We start from the raw sequence: 16,873 nt of genomic DNA, 5'->3' as shown, positions 1-16,873 counted from the left end.
GCGAACGGGCGGTACCGGTTCCACCCGGTCTGCCATTACAAAAAAGCCCCTGCTTTCGCGGCAGGGGCTTTTGCGTTAGTGTTTCCAGTTTGTACCCACGGGGCCGGTACGGCGGGGCGAGCGACCGTTGAAAAGGTCCAACAGGTTAGCTTCCATTCGCTGCGTCACGTCGTGATCGCAAGGATAAGTCCGCATTGCCTTGATCAAGCCTTCGATTGCATCGGCCAATTTGTATCCAAGATTCAGATCCTTGCCCTCAGGAGACATCGATTTCGATAGCATCGCTGCATAGCGCATCAGCTGTGGGTCGGAATATCTGCCTTCGTATTCGCGCCAGGCCGTCGAATGGTCCCGCAGTACTGTGTGGTTGTTTGTTTCGCGGTCGCTTTCGAAGCTTCTGCTAGTCCCATCCGTAAACTGCTGCACGGTCGTAGTGATGGTAGTCACCGGAATGACGGTTGTCGGCCTACCACCGCAGTTGCCATAGACCCCGTGGTACTTGACCACGAAACAAGCGAGCAGGGAGTCGTATCCATTCGTGTCGGCGATACCGTTCAGGTAGGCATTACTCACCTTGAACTCAGGGCCAAGGATGCTGCCCACAATTACGTCCATCGAATCCATGGCGCTGCTGTTGAGCAGAGGGGCTAGGTATTCCCGTATCTGCTGTTGGTAGGCTTGATCTTCCGCCCGCATGGTTTGCACATCTCCGCGGTAGACCGCGTTTAGATAAACTGATCCTGGATAATCTGGGGCAAACGGCCCGTCGCCCACGCGGGCCAAATAGTTCTGGCAATCGATTTGCTCGATACGCTTTTGCTGCAGCGCCTTGAGACCCCGCCATGCCGCGCTGACAGCCAAGTCCGTCTTCAGCGCGAAAGGCCAATCGAACTCCATCGCGGCACGCTTTTCGGTGATCTCCATCAAGTCTGCCTCCAAGCTCTTTTCCGCCGCGTCGTAGGACTGCTGGCGTTGCTTCGAGAAAGCGGTTTCAAAGTCGCGATAGGCCGGCCGCTCGCCGATAAACTGCAAGGCCTCGCCGGCTTCGCGATGCCAACGCTTACCTGCAGCTAAGGTTTCGCGGCCATCCCTCGATTCGCCAAAGTCGCGCAATCGCTTATCCAAGTAGCGTCCTAGCACGGGGTCCACTTTTATCCAAAGCGCTTCCTCGAACGCATCCGCCTTACCGCCTGGAATCTTGCTCGCGAGGCTTCCTCTTCGCAAGTTCATCAACTCCCGCAAAGGAGCCGCCGTATCCGCATTTACAAGACGATCTAAAATAGCTTCGAGTTCCGAATAAACCAGCTTGCTCACTTTGCTGGAAACCACTTCCGCCATCTGTTCACGAGCCACCTCTTGTCCGCTCGGCCAAAGAGCTCCGGTAATCCCGTTGCGAATCAGCTCGAACGCTTCCGTAAGCTCAAGGCTTCCAGACTCCTCAACCCGGCGAATCGTTTGCTCCTGCCACTTCGCCAGCATATCGAGGGCTTTAGCCGTGGACAGCGCGTCGAAGCGGTTAAACTGTTGGCTGTCCATGAAGATGCCGCCCAAAGTGGGGACGTAAGCGGAGTTGCGCAGATGGGACCCTGCCGGGAGGCAACGCTGTTGGATGTCTCGGGAAACCTTCATGCTTTGCTGCTTGCTGAAGTCGCTAAAAGTTTCCTCGAAATGAGGGACGAAATACTCGTCGCGGAAAAAGTTCCCCAGCCGAACCATACCGCTAAACTCACGATGCGACTCGCCGTTGGCCTCTAGTTCGCCGATCCAAGCCTGCGCTTCCTCCGGACAACCTGATCCCGGCTTCGAGGCCGTGCTCGACCCGCCGGAGGAATTGCCGGCCTCGAGCTCCTCCGCTGGGATTTCGCCACGTTGGACAGCCTTCAGCTTCACGGCGAGCTCCTGCATTTCCCGTTGCTTCTCCTGAGCTAGAGCATTGTTGCCCACTTGAAAGGCGGCGATCATCTCTTGCTGCAGGGCCTGGATGCGCGGCTGATATTTGAGAATCAGCTCCTGCTGCCGCTTAGCGGCCTGCTGGGCCTGTTTGCGTTGTTGGGCCGCCTGAAAAACGTTTGTTGGATTCGCTGCGACCGGAAAGACCGAGGAACCCTTTTGCTCGGTGAGCTGCTGTAAGTCCTGGGGTGGCGTACGGCCTGCCTGCAAGATGTAGGGAAGGCTGTCTCTCGCTGCTCCTCCTGTATGGAAGAAGGCGATCACTTGATCTTGCGGATCATAGATGCCGACATGCGTGTTAATGGGATCAATCCGAGTACCGTATTTGAAATGCAATGACATTATACGGATCTCCGGGAAGTAGGCGACCATGATGTCACGCGTTTCGCGAAGCAGCGTTTTGCCTCGATTCGTGTCGACCCAGAATTCCATCGATCCGGCAAGTATCCGTTTTTCAAGCGCAGGTAAGGCGAGGGGAGAGCGCCTTGGGAAGAGACCTGCCTCCTCATCGCTGGCTTCCTTCAGCTCGAGCTTGAGTTCGTGCAGTTGACCGCGATGGATCGACTTGTCGAGGCCCGTCCAAGGGCCAGTGGGCACTTGAGCAGTTAAAGTCTGCACTGAAAGCAGGGCGGCCAGAACGAAGCCAGCCACCATTCGTACGGCGCTTGGGAGCTTGGATTGTGGGAATGGAGTCATGAGTCGGTTGGTATTGGATTCAGGATTGGAAAAGTGGGGAGGAATGTCGTCCGAGACCTAGAAATACTCAGGTGTGGTTCTCTTCAACGACGGCAGCGAACCAGCGGGAAATGGTAGCTTGTTCGGCGGCATTGGCAGGGCGATTAAATTTACCGCGAGCCTGCACCACGCGGAGCTGGCCGAGGTCCACCTCCACGGTGTTTTCGCGAATCCAGAAGGGCGAAAACAGCAAAATCAACCGTCCGAAATGCGGCGTAGCCATTCTTTGGCTGACCTCGCGAATCCGCTGCAACCGCGAGGAATCGCTGACGCCAGCTAGAACAGATTGCCGCAAAGGAGCGTTTTCTGAAGCCGCGCCGATCATACGCTGCACGTGGTTCGCCAAACGTTCCTCAATGGGCTCTGCTGAATCGACCAAACAGAGTGGCTCATTGGCGTATCTGGCAGCATACGATCGCGTGCCTGTTCCAAATCCAAGACCCAAGGATCTGGGTGCAAGAGCGTATCCAACAGAAGCCGTACAGAGTGGAGATCTAGATCTTCCTCGTCCGCATAGCCCATAGCTTCGCGATAGCAACTTTCGCAGCAGTAATTAGAAATTTCATACGGCCATGGGCCCAGTTCCGCTAAACAACCGGCATCTGCAACGTTTTCTAGATCAGCGGTAGGAGGTAGAGGATTCTCACGAGCCCGCAGAAAACGCTGTTTCAGCTGGGATCGTCCCAATGGGCGATGGCCGTTGTAACCCTTGTTGCCGTGCCTGCGTTGCGTCATGACCTGAACTCCCAATTCCTTGAAACCAAAGAAGAGGAAGTTTTGAAAGCCTCCAGACACTCGGTCGGGCACTTTATTCACGATCACACGCAAAAAGTGCGTTAACCCGTGAACTCACGTATCCATCTTCCAAAACAGCAAAAGACTGAAGTGGGCACTGTGGCAGAAGAGGAGCAAACATGAATTCAAACCGAAAAACAGAGCATTGCTTCCTTTGAACTAAGATTAGACATAATATCTATTGTGCGAAATAAAAAGGTATGCGTTAGGCAATGAGTATTTTCTGCAATGGACCTGTAAAGCACACTAGAATGTAAAAAAGGCTCTGATTCATGTGATTACGCGTTCTAGCGTATTATAGGCGGCGTGCGTATCCACGGATTAACTCCGATATGCATGGTCGATGGCGTTAGGTTCATAGAAGGAAGCCAAGCTCAAGATTCGGAGTCCGTATCAGTTGGGTCCATACAGGCTGAGCTGGATCTCGCTGACGTCATACTGGCTGCGAGCTGGAAATCTCAACAGGTTCACGCCCGTTGCTCGAGCGAGCTCGTCCTTGAAGAGATCGCTATCCTGGGCAGACTTCGACCGATGCGACGAATCGTCTAGCTCGACCAAGGCCACGATGCGTGAATCTGCTGCGTTCGTTACAACGAAGTCCACATGCCGGGACTTGATCCGATTCCGGAGGCTGTGGCGTTCATTTCGGCTATGCATCGGCTTCACGAGAAAAATGTCCTCCAAACGAACCTTGCAGGAAACCTCGTGCTCGATCGACAAGGCTGATTTCAGCTCCACATAGAACTGACGCTCCGAAGGACTCAAGAGGGCGTCTTTTCGCTGATAATGCCCTGCAAGCTCGTGTCCGGGCTGGGGCACCCTGCTCGTCCGCTTCTCTGGGACTGCTGGCGGTCCTTGATAGCGGCTGCGCTTTAGAAGTTTTAGGCAAAGCGACATCGCAAACAGCGACCCTGCTATAATAAAAATTAGTAGTAACAGCATCCCTCACAAATCGTCCGGAAAAAGAATTTCCTGAGAGACTGACGAGAAGGTGTTGCTGGCAGTCCCGTTTACGTTTCGTGGCCGGTTGGTTACTAGAGTATTGCTCGTTCGACGGGGCTCCCATCCTCGTTCAAGCGCCGCTAGCGATCAGTTTTCCTGGTCCAAGTCCGCTAGACTGATGCTGTCGTCCACATTGCCGGATAGGGCTTTCACGAAAGCGTTTCTCAAAAGCGATCCGACCGAGGCGAACGTCCCGGCACTGAAATCCTCCGTTTTCCCGGAAAAGGGTACCTTTGCCGCGAATTGGTCTTTGTTTCGGTTTTTCGTTATGGTTATCAGCCCCGCGGCCACCGCTTCCCACAAAGCCGAGAGTGGGCCGCCCTCTTCGCCCGACTCGTAAACGTCGATATCCTGAGCGAGAAACTTGAGGTAACCGTCGACCTCTCCAGCCGCTACCGCGCACTCCGCGAACAGGCCGAGGTTCCCGCCGCGCACATCTAGATTGGCGTACTTCTCCAGAAACGGATTTAGGTAGTCCAACTCGATTGGCTCGCACTCTAGTTCCATATCCATCTCCCACGTGTCTCCAGTCAGATCGAAGCGGCCCTCCAATCGCAATGGAGCCCCCTCTTCTAGCGTCGCCGTCGCCCTGAGCCGCGAGGGAAGCTCTTCGGCCACATCCGCCACATTCGTAATGTCGGTCGCCAGCATCTGCAGCGAGTTTGCCTTCACCATCAGCGGTGCCGCATCGTCTGCAAAATCAAATGTGATCGTGCCGTTCTCCACCTCGAACCGATTCAGTACGAAGGGGACGAGCGACTGCACCGATTCTAGCCAGTTTCCTTCTTCCCCGAGTTGCTCGTCTTCCTCATCTTCTGCCGCCAAGAGCGAGAGGACAGGTTCCTCTAAGATTAATTCACCTACCAATCCGCCGTCCAGTAGCGCCTTCCACTCGATCGAAAGATCCAGTCCAGGCACCTCCAGGAAGGGAATCTTTGCTCCGCCCTCGTCCTTATCAAGCACCAGTCCCTCGATGCGGTAGGCTCCCCTGAAGAGCGATAGGTCGACATCGTCAATCGAACCGCTGTAGCCATCCAGGTTGTCCAGCACGCCATTGACATGACGCTCGACCAGAGTGGGAGCCGCGGCACGAAGCGTCAGCAAGATCGCGAACACCGCCAAGCAGATCCACCCGAAGCGGGCTTTGCGCGAAAGAGAGCCCCAATTTTTGTGTATCGTCATCTTCGTTACTCCCTTCGTGTTCGTTCAGCGTTGCATAAAGCAGTGCCAATCAATGCATCGCAGCACGCTCATCGCCGCGCTCGGGCAGTGGGTACACCGTTTTCATAGGTTGCTGTCCGATATGCACGGGAAGTGCCAAACTTCAGAATCCACCTGGACGACCGCTCGACCCGTAACAAAGTTGGGAATGTACCCACGCGAAGCTTTCGCCCGAATCTCCACCACTCGAGGGTGCGAACTGCACCGTTGCGACTAGCTTGTCCAATCCTCAGAAAAGGGAATTCATGCAGGTTGATCGAGTAACTAGATCGTATACAGCAACTTACAAAGAGCAAAGCCGTTTAGTAGCAAAGGTGCCCTCGGTTTGGCACCCTACGAGCAATGCCTTACTGCAATCATTAATGTAAAACCCACTATCGTTATGAAAAAAAGCACTTTACCCATCCCGTTTGCACTGTTGGCTATCCTCCTAATTGCTGGCTGTGCCACACCCGAATCCGTGACTTCAAGCTCCGTCACTAGAGCTCTCGATCTGCAGAAGACGGATCGATTCGCTGTCACCATTCCTGACACAGCGGATATGGACACCGCATTCAGTTCCCAGATGCAGGAAGTGGCTAGCTCCGAACTGATCGAAGAGCTCGAAGAGTACGGCTTCGATTACGTCGGCGAACGAAATCCACAGATTCGCGCTATTCTGCGTACCTATCCCGCAGTGCAGGCGAGCTACCTCGACGCTTCGCTCACCGAAAAAATCACCGTAACCACCACGGAAGAAACGCGTAACCGAGACGGATCGGTAACGACCGTCTCCAAGACGCAGACGGTCCCAGCCACCGACGCAAGCGAACCGATTTATCTCCCCGCTAACACCCGCATCTTCCTGCTCGATATCTACGATGTGAATACAGAAACCCTTCTCTGGAGAGGCTACATCACCGAGGACGATACCAGCCTCGATGCGGAACAGCTCGACGACGCTATCGACAAACTTGTCGAGCGTCTCGACGAAGAAGCCTAAAGCGATCAGTTGGTTCGGGCGGCGCTGCAGGAACAGGCTGCCCGACCGATTTTGACTGCCTATCTCCGTGTCACCAAAAACGCCTTCACTCAGCTTGCTCCTCTTCCTCTCTTGCCTCGTTGCTGTTGAGGTTCCGGGCCAGCCTGCACCCGACCAACAGTCCTCACCGGATCTCTCCAGCGACGCTCTACGTCAAACTGACCTAGAACCGACTGTTGTCGAGTATCCAGAAGAAGAGGACACTCTACGGCCTTTCAATAAAGCGATTTTCGCGTTTAACCACGTCACGCGGCGCTTCGCCATTACGCCTTTGAGCAAGGGCTACCGACGCATCGTGCCTGAGCCTGCGCGCAAGAGCATAGGAAATGTCTTCGATACCGCTCAAGCCCCCCTCTCAGCCCTCCATCATGGGCTGCAAGGGAACGGACGAAAGTCGCTGAGCAGCCTGAAACGCTTTGGCATTAATCTCACCTTAGGCGTCGCCGGCGTGTTCGACCCCGCAACTCAACGGTTCGGAATCCAGAAAACGGATACGGATTTCGACGCTACCCTGAGGCAGTACGGAATGGGGCGTGGTCCCTACCTTGTCATCCCGTTCATCGGGGCCTCGGATTGTCGCGATACCCTTGGCCTTATCGGCGACTCGCTACTGCATCCGTTTTCCATTTTCGATCGCCCTCTTTCGACTCAGCTGAAAGTCACCGACGCCTTCCAGGAGAACGCCCCGTTCGCGGAAAACTACATGGAGCTCTACCGGGAAACCGAGGATCCCTACCGCTTCTTCCGCAACTTCTACGAGCAAGGCCAACGACGCGATGAAGACTACCCGACCGAGCCAGAGCAAAACTAGTCCCTGGCTCGCCCACCCACGGACCTTCCTCGTTGTCCTCGGCCTTCTCTTCGCGTTTCTAGCATGGCACTCCACCCGCTTCGAGATCGATGCCTCCGCGGAGACCTTGGTCGACAGAGACAACCCCTATTTTCGTCTCACCCAGCAGATCGACCAGCGCTTCCAGCCGCAGGAGTTTCTGCTCATCGCGTACGAACCACTAGACCACGAACTCTTTTCAGAGAAAACCGTCTCGGACCTCGGCGCCATCAGCCAAGAGATTTCCCGTCTTGATCGAGTCGACACCGTTCGCTCCATCCTCAACGTGCCGCTTCTCAGCCTGGCGACAGGAGGCCTTGATCCGAACATGGATCCCGACGATTGGACGCTTGAAAAAAGCGGTCCGCCGCTCGATACGCTGCCTGGGCTCTTCGCCGGACACCCGCTTTACGAGGACCTTCTGGTAAACAAGGACCAGACCGCTACCAGCCTTCAAGTCACGTTCCGACGCGATCCCGAGCTCGATCAACTTCACCAGCGGAAGCTCGAGCTGCTACGCCAGGACGAGCCCGACCAGGACGCCATCCAAACGATTGACGACCAAGCCGAGCCCATCAAGCAGCAGCTCGCCGAGCGCCGCCACCGGGAAGTCGAACAAATCCGAGAAATCCTCGCACCGTATCAAGAGCGGGCTCGCGTCTATCTCGGGGGCGAACAAGCTCTCGCCTACCAACTGGTGGAAATCGTCCGCAACGACTTGGTGGTATTCGGAGGCGCTTTAGCGATTGCCGCCTGTATCGTCCTCTTTCTTCTGTTTCGATCAATCCGCTGGGTTCTCGTGCCCTTCGTCGCCAGCGCGTTCAGCGCCGTCTGCACGCTCGGTGTATTCGCAATCTTAGGACTGAAGGGTACCGTCATCTCCGCGAATTTCATCTCGCTGCAGATCGTGCTCACGCTGGCCATCGTCATCCACTTGATCGTGCAGTACCGCGAGGAGCGTCGGGCAGCCCCGAAGGCCAGCGCGGCAGACGTCGCCAGCGCCGTCCTGCGCGAGAAAACTGCCCCTTGTCTGTATTCAGCTTTAACGACTTCTATCGGTTTCGCCGCCTTGATGTTTTCTGGTATCCAGCCAGTAGATACGTTCGGCTTGATGATGATCCTCGCTATGATCGCTTCCACTCTCGGCAGCTTGGCTCTGTTTCCGCAAATCGCCGCCCTGCTCTCGTCCGAAAAGCCGCAAAGCGAGCGCTCATTCGCCCAGCACTCATTGTCCGTCGGGGCGCGTTGGGTGGTTGCTGCCCCTCGCGGAGTAATAATCGGCTCGATTCTCCTCTTTTTGTCCGGCGCCGCTGGGGTGGCCTTCCTCTCCGTCGAAAACAGTTTCATCAACTACTTTCGAAGCTCGACGCTCGTTCACAAAGAGCTCCGCTTTATCGACCAGCAGTTTGGCGGCTCCGTCCCGCTCGACATCATCTACACCTTGCAGGAAAAGGACGACACCGCGCTCCTCGCAACCGCCAAAGAGATCCAAACCATGCAGGCCTTCCAGCATGAAGTTTCCCAGATCGAAGGCGTGGGCAAAGCCCTATCGTTGGTCAACTTTACCGAATTGGCGAAGCAGCTCAATCAAGGCCGGCCTCTCACCGAATACGAATTGTCCGCAGCCTATTACACCGTAGACCAGACTTTGCGTGATTCCCTGTTCGGCTCGTTTTACTCCGAGCCTCATCACCAAGCTCGCATCAGCTTGCGAATTGAGGACTCGACGGAGGATCTCGACCGGGCGGTGCTTATCGACTCCATCCACCAACGAGCCGCCGATCTCGGGATCGGCTCGGACACGTACCAGCTCAGTAACCTGTTCGTCGTCTACCAGGACTTGCTGCAAAGCCTTTACCGGTCCCAAGTCCTCACCCTGGGGATCGTAGCCGCCGGCGTATTCATTTGTTTTCTGGCCATCTTCAGGTCGCTCCGCATCGCGCTCGTCTGCATGGTGCCAAACGTCATCTCGATTGGCGTCGTGCTCGGGATCATGGGCTGGGCTGGCATCGCCCTGGACTTCATGACCATGACCATCGCCTCGGTCGCCATGGGCATTTCAGTGGACGATACCATCCACTACGCCCACCGCTACCAAAAGGAAATTTCCCACGGCCACTCTCCCGCCGACGCTGTTAAGCGGACCCATCGCTCAGTCGGCTACGCCATGCTGTATACCACCATCGTCATAGTGACTGGGTTCTCACTGCTGGTCTTCTCCGACTTCATCCCGAGCGTCTGGTTTGGGCTCCTGACCGCCCTTTCTATCAGCATTGCTCTGCTGGCTGATTTGCTCACGCTTCCGGCATTGCTGTTGCTTTTCTCGGAAGACAAAGGGAGTAGCGAAGGTGCCGCGACGTCTACGACGCCCTAGTCAAAGCGGACTTATGATACTGCGTCCGTTCGCATCCGCGGGGTTGACCCCGCGCCCTCTTTTCGAATGCTACTCCAGTATACTATGTCGATTTCCGAAATAGCGTGCATCTGTCTCTCTTTCCTCGTCCTGCTTTGCGCAGTCATACCATTCCTGCGCTTCGAGGGTTGGTGGGTGCGAGGCTTCGATTTCCCTCGGCTGCAATTCGCGTCTCTCGCCGGCATCTTGCTTGCAGTCGATTTGTGGATACTCGATTTCGAAAGCCTCTGGAGCTGGGCAGCTGTTGGCGGTTGCCTGCTTGCGTTAGGCATTGAAGCGTGGTGGATCCTTCCTTACACGTGCTTCTGGAAGGAGGAGGTCGTCAATTGCCGCAATCCGGAGAGCGGCGAAAGCATCGCGATGATGACCGCTAACGTTTTGCAAACAAATCGCAACGCCGATGGATTCCTTAAAATAGTGCTCGATGCTCAGCCAGATATTCTTGTCACACTCGAGACCGATCAGTGGTGGCAAGACAAGCTCGACGTACTCGAGCGGGAACACGGCTACCACCACACCGCTAAGTGCCCGATCGACAACCTCTATGGCATGCTGGTCTACTCCCGTTTCGAACTGGAGAATACGAAGATCCAACAGCTCGTAGAGGAAAACGTACCCTCGGTCCATACGCTTGCCAGATTGGAAAACGGGCGAGCGATACGTTTGCATTTCATCCATCCTGCTCCGCCTAGCCCATCGGAAAACACCGAAAGCTCTGAGCGCGACGCGGAGTTGACCATGGTTGGAAAAAGCGTGTCGAAGGCCCTCGTTCCAGCTATCGTGACAGGCGATCTCAACGATGTAGCCTGGTCCGGCACTACCCGACTATTCCGCGAAGCGAGCGGCATGCGGGACGTCCGTATCGGTAGGGGAATGTTCAATACATTTCATGCTAAGCTCTGGTGCTTTCGTTGGCCGCTCGACCATCTTTTTTGTAGCAAACACTTCGAGCTCGCGACCATTCGTCGTCTTCCGAAGTACGGCTCCGACCACTTTTCGATGTACGTCAAACTCGTGTTGACCCCCAAGGATTCCAACGATTCAGAGCCGCTGAAGCCGGATGAGGATGACAAGGAGATGATGGATGAAAAGCTGGACGACGAAAACGTCAGCCCTAACGACGTCCATCAGCCAGACCGCTAAGCTTTTCGATCCGATCCGAAGCGGGTCAGCTGCACGCGATGGTGGCAACTGCCCTAGCGATCGGCGCCTTGGTCGCGGCTCTCGCCTGACTCAACTTCCAGAACCGCTGGCAAGCTCGTGTTTCCGCTGCGGTCCACGCTTGTCACGGCGACGCCCTCGATAGTCGAAACGAATCGAAAAGATGTTTCGCCTCGGGGAAGGATACTCGTTTTCCATTCGCCGCGCTCGAGCGTCTGCACCACCCACAGCCAAGCCTCTTCGTCGCCCAGTGCGCTCCATGTCGCCTCGTATCCATTATCCGCGACATTCATCGACAAGGTCGGCGTCGCGGGCGGGGTAGAATCAAGCCACTCAAATCGAGGGCTCAAAGCTGGTTCCGTGTAAACCTCGCCCGCAAGCTCATCCTTGAACGCCTTTTTGTCCCTGTAGGCATTGACGCTCCAGAGGATTTGCCCTCCTGCTCTCGGCTGGGTGCGAGTGAACTCGATTTGCCTTGAGATTTCTGCAACTGGCCACCCGTCCAAAACCTTCAGGGCATTGAGCCCGGGAAAGACATGACGATCCAGCAGGCTTTGCCCCGTCCACCAGTCCAGGAGGATTGGGTAGCTCGTTGGCGGGTCGTTGATGGGCCAGTAAAGCTGAGGCGCTAGATAGTCGCACCAGCCCTCCCGTAGCCATTTTCGAGCGTCTGCATAGAGCGCCTCGTAGGCATCGAGTCCGGCGATCGTATCGGGGTGGCCGGGCCGCCAGATGCCGAAGGGACTAATGCCAAACTTTATCTGAGGCTTCACGTCGTGAATTTCCCGATACACTTTATGGACAAACTCATCTACGTTACGGCGACGCCAATCGCTTCGGATGAGGCCGGTTTCCTTTCCGAATTTCTCCCAGCTCAGATTGTCAGGAAAATCCAAATACTTCCCCTTTTTGTCCTTCTCTGGATAGGGATAAAAATAGTCGTCGAAATGAACGGCATCGATGTCGTAGCGCTGCACCACGTCCAGCACGACTTGCAGCGTGTAGTCCTGTACCTCCGGCAGCCCAGGATCCAGCCAGAGCAGACTGCCGTACGTGCGAACCCATTCCGGATGCCGCTTGCTCACGTGGCTATCCGCAGCGGGAGCTGTTATCTTCAAGCTCCGAACTCGATAGGGGTTGAACCAAGCATGCAGCTCGAGTCCCCGTTGGTGGGCTTCTGTCACCGCAAACTCCAAAGGATCGTAAAAGGGCAAGGGACCTTGGCCCTGCTTTCCTGTAAGGTACTCAGACCACGGTTCAATGTCCGACAGGTAAAACGCATCGCAAGCGGGTCTCACTTGCAGGATGACCGCATTCTGATTCAGCTCCAAAGCCTCATCCAGCAGAGCCAATAACTCCGCTTGTTGGTCGGCAATGCTAAGGCCGGGCTTCGAGGGCCAGCTCAAGTTCGCCACCGTGGGAATCCATACGCCGCGGAATTCGCGAGCGATCTCCGGCGGGGTTAGGCTAGGTACAGTAGCAGCGACCTCGACAGGTTCCTCGATATCCGAGGAGCATCCCGGCAGAAAGCAGACCGCGAAAAGAGCCGCGACGAACGCTGTCGCTAACGCTTTCCGAAAGTTATGCCCAGATTCAACCATGCGCCATAAACAAAACGGTTTGAACCAAAGTCAAAATCGATCCCCCAACCCGTCGAAATCAAATCAACTGGAGGGACGGGTTCCACCCCGTCCGCGCTGCAGGATTTAATCAAAATCATGATTCTACGAACCTCCCGCAAAATGCCTTGCCTCCTCGTTACGGCTAACGTATCCCTCGCTCCACCTCTGTCGTAGCCGCCTCAACACCAGGTATTTATGGTCCGCCTTTCCTCGCCCATTTCCTCGCGTCTCATTCTTTCAGGTTCCTACGCGGCGATAGCTGGTATTCTCCTTTACGGAATCGTTTACTCTTTTGGCGGTAGCCATCAAGAATACGAAGGGGCAACCTACCTGACCAAGGACGAAGACTTCGCATTCGACTTCACCATTCTCTGGTTGCAGGCTCTTGGCCCGGTCTTTGGAGTGTTTGTCATATCGCTCCCCTTCTTTCCCTTTACCTTCGCCTACGCGTCATTCGTTTGCCCTAGCCGTATCACAATTACTGATACGGAAATTCGCGCTAAATTCTTCGGCAAGGAAAAATGCTGGCCTATGAGCGAGCTGCGTTCGATTGATTTCAAAACGGTGAACAATAGCCAGTTTATCATATTCAAAGTAGGCGGTACGACACTTAAAGCCGAGGTCGAGCACGGCCGCTGGGGAGCCATTCGCGACCTAGTCCCTCTTGAAATAGCAGCCAAGGTATAGCCCCACGCCTGCTTCTCGCCGTGCCCAGCTAGATCGCTCCCCCTCACTGGAGGGACGGCTTCCACCCCGTCCGGTCGGCAGGATCATCCTCACCCATTCGTGACCCTTCGAGTATTTGACTCACCACTCCGGCAAGCCTCCGTCGTGGGCAAACACGGCACAACCCGTTCATCCGCGTGCAATCCGTATGGACCAGTGGTTTCGAACCCCCTTCTAAGTATTTGCACTGTTAATCCCTTGCCTCGCTGCAGCCTCAAACGTATGGGTCACTTCGTCTTTCTCTTGATCCCCAATCCCAGCATCCATGCCCGATACCGAATCCTCCGGCGAGAACATCGCTCTACTCATCGACGCCGACAACGCCCCGGCCGCCAAGATCAACTTCATCATCGCCGAGCTCGCCACCTACGGCAGCGTCAGCATCCGCCGAGCCTACGGAAACTGGAAGAAACCCGCCCTCTCCGGCTGGGAAAAAGTGCTGCACGAATACGCGATCCAGCCCGTGCAGCACTTCGACATCGTCAAGGGCAAGAACGCCTCCGACATGGCCCTGCTCATCGAGGCCATGGACATTCTCTATACTAAGAACGTCGGCACCTTCTGCCTCGTCTCCTCCGACTGCGACTTCACGCCGCTCGTCCTCCGCCTGCGGGCCGACGGCAAGCGCGTTATCGGCTTCGGCGACGCCAAGACACCCGAGCCCTTCGTCGCCAGCTGCACCCGCTTCCTCTACCTCGACGACGAAAAGAAAGCCAAGGTTAAGCAGAGCGACAAGACTGGCCCCACCCAAAAGCTCAAGGGCGACACCAAGTTAATGAACCTGCTTCGCAACGCGGTGGACGCCAGAGCGGACGAAGACGGCTGGGCCCGCCTCGGCCCGGTCGGCAACCACATTCTCAACCAAGGTTCCTTCGACCCCCGCAACTACGGATTCTCCAAGCTCAGCGAACTTTTCGCCGCTATCGACACCTTCGAAATCCACAAGGAAAACAACGGCACCGGTTCCATATTCTCCGTGCGCCTGCGAGGTAAATAGCATCCCTTGTTGCTTATACCTCCCATGTTCCAGCTCACCTCTCTGATCCTTGTCACCACTCTCCTCGCCATGCCTGCCAGCGCTCACCCACCCGAAAACGATCCGCACCTCTGGCTCGAAGCCGTAGACAGCCCCGAAGCGCTCGCATGGGTAGAGCAGCAAAACGCCATCGCCCATAGGCGCTACGCGGAGACCGCCCTCTTCGATCAGATCGAGGCAAGGTCCTTGCAAATCCTCGATTCGGACGAACGGATTCCCTACCCCGCTGTTCGCCAGGACTTCGTCTATAATTTCTGGCAAGACGAAGACAACCCGCGCGGATTGCTTCGCCGTTCGCCTAAGACCTCCTACCTCTCTGGCTCGCCCCTATGGGAAACCGTCCTCGATATCGATCTGCTCGGCGAAGAGGAAGGCGTTAAGTGGGTCTACAAAGGTGCGTCTTGGTTGCAGCCGGACTACCAACGCTGCCTCATGGAGCTTTCTCCCGGCGGAGGTGATGCCGTGGAAATACGGGAGTTTGATCCGCAGGCCAAGGCCTTCGTCGCGGATGGCTTCCACTTGCCGACCGCCAAAGGCAGCGTCGAATGGGTGGACCGAGACACCCTCTTGATCGCCACCGACTTCGGGCCCGGCTCCCAGACCAACTCTGGCTATCCACGCGTCGTCAAACGCTGGATACGCAACCAACCGCTCGACGAGGCCACCGAATTGTTCGAGGGCGAACAAACCGACGTCGGAGCGTGGCCCTTCTCCCTCCGCCAAGCCGACGGGCCGACCTATTTCTTCGTCCAGCGATCCATCACCTTCTTCACCCGCACCGTATTTGCATGGGTCGACGGCGCCCTAAAAAAGCTCCCCATACCGGAAGACTCCGATGTCGAAGGCCTCTTCCAAGACCAATTGCTGCTGCACCTCAAATCGGATTGGACCGTCGACGGAACCACCTACCCGCAAGGAAGCCTCGTCTCCGCTGACCTGCCGCTTCTGCTCGAAGGTATCGCTAAGCTCAACACCGTTGTCTTGGTCGACTCGCGCTCGAGCATCGACCAAGTCGGCATTTCCCAAGATGCTCTATACCTCAACCTCCTCGAAAACATAAGCAACGTCCTGTATCGTTACACCCGCAACGACGATTCCTGGCATGCCCAAAAGGTCGATACACCGAGTCTCGGAAGTTTTTCGATCCAGAACCTCCGCCACACGGACACTGACTTCTTTTTAACCTACGAAGACTTCCTCACCCCCTCCACCCTTTACCATTACCGCTTCGCGCAAGGCGAAATAGCCGCTACTCCCGTATACGCGTTGCCCGCCTTTTTCGATGCGGAAGGCTTGGAGTCGACCCAATACGAAGCCATCTCTGCCGACGGTACACGTATCCCCTATTTCGTTACAGCCCGCAAAAACCTCGAAACGGACGGCAGCCACCCGACCCTGCTCTACGGCTACGGCGGCTTCGAAATTTCGATCAAGCCCGGCTATCGGGCCGTCACCGGAGCCGCATGGCTAGAGAAAGGCGGTGTCTACGTGACCGCTAATATACGCGGCGGTGGCGAGTTCGGCCCCGCCTGGCACCGAGCGGCCCTCAAGGAAAACCGCCAGCGCGCTTACGACGACTTCATCGCCGTCGCCGAAGACCTGATCCGCCGCGGCATCGCCACTCCGCAAAGCCTCGGCATCTTCGGAGGAAGCAACGGCGGCTTGCTCGTAGGCGTGGCCTACACGCAGCGCCCCGACCTCTTCAACGCCGTCGTCTGCGCGGTTCCGCTGCTGGATATGCGCCGCTACGACAAACTACTCGCGGGAGCGAGCTGGGTGGGCGAATACGGCGACCCCGATAATCCTGACGAATGGGAATACATCTCCAAGTATTCGCCCTACCAAAACCTGAACCCCGACCAGACCTATCCGGAACCCCTCTTCACTACCTCCACCCGCGACGACCGCGTCCACCCGGGCCACGCCCGTAAGATGATGGCCAAGATGCTTCAGCAAGGCCACCCCACCCTCTATTACGAGAACACCGAAGGCGGCCACGCCGGCTCCTCCACCAACGCCCAAAGAGCCTACAGCTCCGCCCTCATCTACACCTACCTCTGGGATAAGCTCTCCGCGAACGAATAATAGAACCCACGCCACCTCTGCCCCTCAAGCTCTCCATCAAAGAGGAGATGTCCCCTCCGGGACGCAGATACGTCTTGCGATTCCAAATCTATACCTAAGTATAAACCTCCAAACACAAAATTAACGCGCCCGTAAATTTTCGCGTAAATTAACCCGTAAATTTAAGTGTCGTGAATACCACTGATGGGGAGAGATAGAAATTTCAAATATAACCAACGAGGCGACGTATCCATTTTCTAATTCTACAAATAAGAAAAGATCTCCTGCATTGTTGAGA

The 16,873-nt window shown here is 56.0% G+C and carries 13 protein-coding genes; 7 read left to right on the top strand and 6 right to left on the bottom strand.

Going from position 1 to position 16,873, the window contains the following annotated elements:
• Nucleotides 1-75 precede the first annotated feature (75 nt).
• The 5 genes from QEH53_RS19370 to QEH53_RS19350 all read right to left on the bottom strand — a co-directional run bounded on the left by QEH53_RS19370 (nucleotide 76) and on the right by QEH53_RS19350 (nucleotide 5,664).
• Nucleotides 76-2,646 carry a hypothetical protein gene (locus QEH53_RS19370; RefSeq protein ID WP_309024874.1) on the bottom strand — a complete coding sequence of 857 codons (2,571 nt, stop codon included), beginning with the start codon at nucleotides 2,644-2,646 and terminating at the stop codon, nucleotides 76-78.
• A gap of 67 nt (nucleotides 2,647-2,713) precedes the next feature.
• Nucleotides 2,714-3,010 carry a hypothetical protein gene (locus QEH53_RS19365; protein WP_309024873.1) on the bottom strand — a complete coding sequence of 99 codons (297 nt, stop codon included), beginning with the start codon at nucleotides 3,008-3,010 and terminating at the stop codon, nucleotides 2,714-2,716.
• Nucleotides 3,007-3,501 (bottom strand): hypothetical protein, encoded by a 495-nt coding sequence (locus QEH53_RS19360; RefSeq protein WP_309024872.1) that lies wholly within the window; start codon nucleotides 3,499-3,501, stop codon nucleotides 3,007-3,009. The genes QEH53_RS19365 and QEH53_RS19360 overlap by 4 nt, the downstream gene beginning before the upstream one ends.
• A 372-nt stretch (nucleotides 3,502-3,873) precedes the next feature.
• A complete protein-coding gene (locus tag QEH53_RS19355) occupies nucleotides 3,874-4,299 on the bottom strand; it encodes a DUF2726 domain-containing protein (protein WP_309024871.1) in 426 nt (141 codons plus the stop codon).
• A gap of 270 nt (nucleotides 4,300-4,569) precedes the next feature.
• The gene (locus QEH53_RS19350; RefSeq protein ID WP_309024870.1) at nucleotides 4,570-5,664 is read right to left on the bottom strand and encodes a DUF748 domain-containing protein; all 1,095 of its coding nucleotides are present in this window, start codon (nucleotides 5,662-5,664) and stop codon (nucleotides 4,570-4,572) included.
• Nucleotides 5,665-6,085: 421 nt separating this feature from the next.
• Here QEH53_RS19350 and QEH53_RS19345 point away from each other — a divergent pair, with 421 nt between their 5' ends.
• From QEH53_RS19345 to QEH53_RS19330, 4 genes are all read left to right on the top strand, one after another.
• On the top strand, nucleotides 6,086-6,685 hold the full coding sequence (locus QEH53_RS19345; protein WP_309024869.1) for a hypothetical protein: 600 nt from the start codon (nucleotides 6,086-6,088) through the stop codon (nucleotides 6,683-6,685).
• Nucleotides 6,686-6,752: 67 nt separating this feature from the next.
• On the top strand, nucleotides 6,753-7,535 hold the full coding sequence (locus QEH53_RS19340; RefSeq protein WP_309024868.1) for a VacJ family lipoprotein: 783 nt from the start codon (nucleotides 6,753-6,755) through the stop codon (nucleotides 7,533-7,535).
• Complete coding sequence (locus QEH53_RS19335) at nucleotides 7,501-9,927, top strand: MMPL family transporter (protein ID WP_309024867.1); 2,427 nt, start codon at nucleotides 7,501-7,503, stop codon at nucleotides 9,925-9,927. The genes QEH53_RS19340 and QEH53_RS19335 overlap by 35 nt, the downstream gene beginning before the upstream one ends.
• Nucleotides 9,928-10,011: 84 nt before the next feature.
• Nucleotides 10,012-11,109, top strand: coding sequence for an endonuclease/exonuclease/phosphatase family protein (locus QEH53_RS19330; protein ID WP_309024866.1), 1,098 nt, complete (start codon nucleotides 10,012-10,014; stop codon nucleotides 11,107-11,109).
• 53 nt (nucleotides 11,110-11,162) lie between these two features.
• Here QEH53_RS19330 and QEH53_RS19325 read toward each other — a convergent pair whose 3' ends face one another.
• The gene (locus QEH53_RS19325; RefSeq protein ID WP_309024865.1) at nucleotides 11,163-12,728 is read right to left on the bottom strand and encodes a family 10 glycosylhydrolase; all 1,566 of its coding nucleotides are present in this window, start codon (nucleotides 12,726-12,728) and stop codon (nucleotides 11,163-11,165) included.
• A 216-nt stretch (nucleotides 12,729-12,944) separates the two neighbouring features.
• Between QEH53_RS19325 and QEH53_RS19320 the strand changes: the two genes are divergently transcribed.
• The 3 genes from QEH53_RS19320 to QEH53_RS19310 all read left to right on the top strand — a co-directional run bounded on the left by QEH53_RS19320 (nucleotide 12,945) and on the right by QEH53_RS19310 (nucleotide 16,596).
• Nucleotides 12,945-13,436: a hypothetical protein gene (locus tag QEH53_RS19320; protein ID WP_309024864.1), complete on the top strand. Its 492-nt coding sequence runs from the start codon at nucleotides 12,945-12,947 to the stop codon at nucleotides 13,434-13,436.
• A 304-nt stretch (nucleotides 13,437-13,740) separates the two neighbouring features.
• The gene (locus tag QEH53_RS19315) at nucleotides 13,741-14,472 is read left to right on the top strand and encodes an NYN domain-containing protein (protein WP_309024863.1); all 732 of its coding nucleotides are present in this window, start codon (nucleotides 13,741-13,743) and stop codon (nucleotides 14,470-14,472) included.
• Nucleotides 14,473-14,496: 24 nt separating this feature from the next.
• On the top strand, nucleotides 14,497-16,596 hold the full coding sequence (locus tag QEH53_RS19310; protein WP_309024862.1) for a prolyl oligopeptidase family serine peptidase: 2,100 nt from the start codon (nucleotides 14,497-14,499) through the stop codon (nucleotides 16,594-16,596).
• Nucleotides 16,597-16,873 lie beyond the last annotated feature (277 nt).

The sequence above is a fragment of the Pelagicoccus sp. SDUM812002 genome, from assembly GCF_031127835.1.
Taxonomy (GTDB): Bacteria; Verrucomicrobiota; Verrucomicrobiia; order Opitutales; family Opitutaceae; genus Pelagicoccus.
This window is presented reverse-complemented; position numbering and strand designations above follow the sequence as displayed.

What these genes read in the sequence shown, in the direction of transcription:
- QEH53_RS19370 (WP_309024874.1), bottom strand. Translation starts at nt 2,646, where the DNA reads ATGACTCCATTCCCACAATCCAAGCTCCCAAGCGCCGTACGAATGGTG.
- QEH53_RS19365 (WP_309024873.1), bottom strand. Translation starts at nt 3,010, where the DNA reads ATGATCGGCGCGGCTTCAGAAAACGCTCCTTTGCGGCAATCTGTTCTA.
- QEH53_RS19350 (WP_309024870.1), bottom strand. Translation starts at nt 5,664, where the DNA reads ATGACGATACACAAAAATTGGGGCTCTCTTTCGCGCAAAGCCCGCTTC.
- QEH53_RS19345 (WP_309024869.1), top strand. Translation starts at nt 6,086, where the DNA reads ATGAAAAAAAGCACTTTACCCATCCCGTTTGCACTGTTGGCTATCCTC.
- QEH53_RS19335 (WP_309024867.1), top strand. Translation starts at nt 7,501, where the DNA reads ATGAAGACTACCCGACCGAGCCAGAGCAAAACTAGTCCCTGGCTCGCC.
- QEH53_RS19330 (WP_309024866.1), top strand. Translation starts at nt 10,012, where the DNA reads ATGTCGATTTCCGAAATAGCGTGCATCTGTCTCTCTTTCCTCGTCCTG.
- QEH53_RS19325 (WP_309024865.1), bottom strand. Translation starts at nt 12,728, where the DNA reads ATGGTTGAATCTGGGCATAACTTTCGGAAAGCGTTAGCGACAGCGTTC.
- QEH53_RS19320 (WP_309024864.1), top strand. Translation starts at nt 12,945, where the DNA reads ATGGTCCGCCTTTCCTCGCCCATTTCCTCGCGTCTCATTCTTTCAGGT.
- QEH53_RS19315 (WP_309024863.1), top strand. Translation starts at nt 13,741, where the DNA reads ATGCCCGATACCGAATCCTCCGGCGAGAACATCGCTCTACTCATCGAC.
- QEH53_RS19310 (WP_309024862.1), top strand. Translation starts at nt 14,497, where the DNA reads ATGTTCCAGCTCACCTCTCTGATCCTTGTCACCACTCTCCTCGCCATG.